Annotated in this window: 2 protein-coding genes and 2 pseudogenes; 3 read left to right on the plus strand and 1 reads right to left on the minus strand. The window is 30.4% G+C overall.

Going from position 1 to position 2,609, the window contains the following annotated elements:
- Both ACH2BO_RS11850 and ACH2BO_RS11855 read left to right on the plus strand, forming a co-directional pair.
- Positions 1-195 (plus strand): annotated as a pseudogene (locus tag ACH2BO_RS11850) (threonine synthase); the annotation flags it as partial.
- A 75-nt stretch (positions 196-270) separates the two neighbouring features.
- Positions 271-1,119: a L,D-transpeptidase gene (locus tag ACH2BO_RS11855; RefSeq protein WP_395044945.1), complete on the plus strand. Its 849-nt coding sequence runs from the start codon at positions 271-273 to the stop codon at positions 1,117-1,119.
- Positions 1,120-1,221: 102 nt separating this feature from the next.
- Here the strand turns inward: ACH2BO_RS11855 and ACH2BO_RS11860 are convergent, their stop codons facing one another.
- Positions 1,222-2,070: an NAD(P)H-hydrate dehydratase gene (locus tag ACH2BO_RS11860; protein ID WP_395044946.1), complete on the minus strand. Its 849-nt coding sequence runs from the start codon at positions 2,068-2,070 to the stop codon at positions 1,222-1,224.
- 286 nt (positions 2,071-2,356) lie between these two features.
- Here ACH2BO_RS11860 and ACH2BO_RS11865 point away from each other — a divergent pair.
- A pseudogene (locus tag ACH2BO_RS11865) lies at positions 2,357-2,609 on the plus strand (glycine cleavage system aminomethyltransferase GcvT); the annotation flags it as partial.

A 2,609-nucleotide genomic window follows, 5' to 3' on the forward strand; every position in this document is an offset into this window, starting at 1 on the left:
GAACTTCAAAATTACAATGATGCAATTGGTTTTTTCTTAGAAACTGCGCATCCAATTAAATTTTTAGATGTTGTTGAACCAGTTTTAAATATAAAATTAGAAATTCCAAAACAGATTGAAAGTGTTTTAAACAAAGATAAAGTTAGCATTAAAATTAAAAATTATAGTGATTTAAAAAACTATTTAAATATGTAAGTTAAACAACTTATTTAAGAAATTATGTAAAAGTAAAAATAGTCTAAATGTTGACTTTTACAAAAAACTTAAATAATGAAATCAACGTTTCTAATTCTCTCTTTCTTATCTTTAATTTCTTGCAAACAAAGCGAAAGCCCAATTCCAGAAAAAGAAGTTATTCGCAATAAACCCAAATTGGTTTCGTACACAATGCAAAATGCAAAACTTTGGCTAAAAGATAATGCAACAGATGTTACAAAACTAGAATTAGTAACAGCAGTAAATAGAACTGATGCAAAGAATCTTGTTAAAATGGATTCTATTTTAATTCCGACTGATTTTACTGGCGATAAAGTTTTCTATTTACCATTTCCATTGAAGGTTAATTATTTAAAAGATGTTTCTAAAATATTAATTTTTTCCTATCCAACGCAAACTTTTGCAGCGTATGAAAACGGAATTTTAACTTATTCTGGACCAACAAATATGGGAAGAAAAAAAGATAAAACGCCAACAGGTTTATTTTTTACCAATTGGAAAGCCGAAGAAACTACAAGCACTTTTAATGACGAATGGGATTTAAAATGGAACTTTAACATCGAAAATAAATTAGGCGTTGGGTTTCACGAATATGAATTACCCGGTTATCCTGCATCGCATTCTTGTTTACGATTGTTAGAAAAAGATGCCAAATTTCTTTATAATTGGGCAGATCAATGGATTCTTGAAGACAAAGAAACAGTTCTAGTTAAAGGAACGCCAGTTGTAGTTTTTGGAAGTTATGATTTTGATGCGCCAAAACCTTGGTTGCAATTAGTTCAAAATCCTAAAGCATTGAATATTTCTGAAGCTGAAGTTGAAAAACAAAGTACAGCTTTTTTGAAAACTATTTTGGATCAACAAAAAATTAGAGATAATTATACTAAAAATGATGTTGAGTAGATAATTTTCTTAATTAAATTATTTCTCGCAAAGACGCAAAGTCCCTAGAAATTAATGCTAAACTTTGCGACTTTACTAGAAAATAAAATCTAATTAAACTTATTAATTTTCCAAAGTTAAAAAAGCTTTTCCCAAATAATTAATACTATCTGAAGCAATAAACGATTGATAACCAGTTTCTAGCAAAGCAATATCAGCTGTTAATCCGTGAAGATAAACGCCAAGAATTGCTGCGTTTATTGGTTCGTAACTTTGTGCTAGCAAACTTGTAATGATTCCGGTAAGAACATCGCCACTTCCTGCTGTTGCCAAAGCTTGATTTCCTGTTGTGTTTTGGTATATTTTTTCTTCAAATATAATGTGAGTTGGCGCACCTTTTATTACAATTATTACATTGAATTTTTTGGAAAATTCTACAGCTTTTGCGAATTTTTCATCTTTTGAATTCCATTTTCCTAGTAGTCTTTCTAGTTCTTTTAGATGTGGTGTTAAAATAGTTTTGGGTTGCAAAAGTGAAAGCCAAGCTGGATTTAACGCCAAAATATTTAATGCATCGGCATCAATAACCATTGGTGTTTTATTGTCGAAAAGTAATTGATGAACGGCATTTTGGGTTTCCATTTCTTGACCAATTCCGATTCCGATTCCGATGGCATTTGGTATAAAATTAAAATCTATTTTGGTTACAAAATTTTCATTTACATCTGTCAAAACCATAACTTCTGGAATTACTGTTTGCATAATAGTATAACCACATTTTGGAATAAAAGCAGTCACTAAACCACAACCCGATTTTATTGCAGCTTTACTTGACAAACAAACTGAACCAATTTTGCCATAACTTCCACCAATTATAAGTGCATGACCTTGAATTCCTTTGTGTGAGTTGGCTGGAATTGGTTTGTAAATTTCTAGAATTTCTGTTTTAAAAATTTTTTTAGGAATTTGCATTTTGTAATAGATTAGTTTTTTAAAATTATGGAATTTTAATGGAATTACCAAACCTTATTTTTAGCACTGTTGCCCTAGCCCAGATAAAAATGGAAAGCTTTGCGAAGGAAAATTCTATTTTTTCTTACTTTAAAAAAGCGACCAACGGAAGCTCTTTTTAAAGTTTAGAAAAAAAGATTTTTACAAGTAAACTTGAAATGTATAGCTGGAAAAAGCTTCAAATTATTGCACAAAAATTTATATTTTTTAGTTACTTTAGCGACTTGAAAAAACTAATTATTTTACAATGAAAAATACAGCTTTATCTCATATTCACGAAAGTTTGGGTGCAAAAATGGTTCCGTTTGCAGGTTACAATATGCCAGTTTCCTATGAAGGTGTGAACGCTGAACACGAGATTGTGCGCAGTGGTGTTGGGGTTTTTGACGTTTCGCATATGGGTGAATTTTTAATTAGTGGTGAAAATGCGTTGGCTTTAATTCAAAAAGTTACTTCTAATGATGCTTCGGTTTTGGAAATTGGAAAAGCGCAATATTCGT

The organism is Flavobacterium sp. (assembly GCF_043773265.1).
Classification (GTDB): Bacteria; Bacteroidota; Bacteroidia; order Flavobacteriales; family Flavobacteriaceae; genus Flavobacterium.

Excerpts from the sequence above, each read along its gene's own strand:
- ACH2BO_RS11855 (WP_395044945.1), top strand. The coding sequence starts at position 271 with ATGAAATCAACGTTTCTAATTCTCTCTTTCTTATCTTTAATTTCTTGC.
- ACH2BO_RS11860 (WP_395044946.1), bottom strand. The coding sequence starts at position 2,070 with ATGCAAATTCCTAAAAAAATTTTTAAAACAGAAATTCTAGAAATTTAC.